The sequence below is a fragment of the Burkholderia sp. SIMBA_051 genome (assembly GCF_046534915.1).
GTDB classification, from domain to species: domain Bacteria; phylum Pseudomonadota; class Gammaproteobacteria; order Burkholderiales; family Burkholderiaceae; genus Burkholderia; species Burkholderia ambifaria.
In genome coordinates this window covers 1-231 of record NZ_JAWRXS010000990.1, presented here as the reverse complement: position 1 = coordinate 231, position 231 = coordinate 1, and the positions used below count along the sequence as shown (strand labels likewise).

Annotated in this window: 1 pseudogene; it reads right to left on the bottom strand. The window is 72.3% G+C overall.

The annotated features are described in order from the left end of the window. Window positions 1–231 (bottom strand): annotated as a pseudogene (locus SB771_RS37450) (branched-chain amino acid ABC transporter permease); the annotation flags it as partial.

Here is a 231-nt window from a genome sequence, read left to right as displayed (position 1 = left end):
CCGCTCGCGCGATCGATCGCCACGCCCGCCTCGCCGCCGAACCAGTCGGGCAGCGTCCATGCGGCCGCCGACACGAGTTCGCCGATGCCGAGCGTGATCATCGCGAAGGCCGTCCCGGCACGCCACGTCGAGATGAAGCCGAACACGACGCCGCACAGCGCGCCGCCGAGTCCGCCGATCAACGGCAGCAGGACGAGCGGCACGCCGACGCGATTGAACACGTGCGCGGCG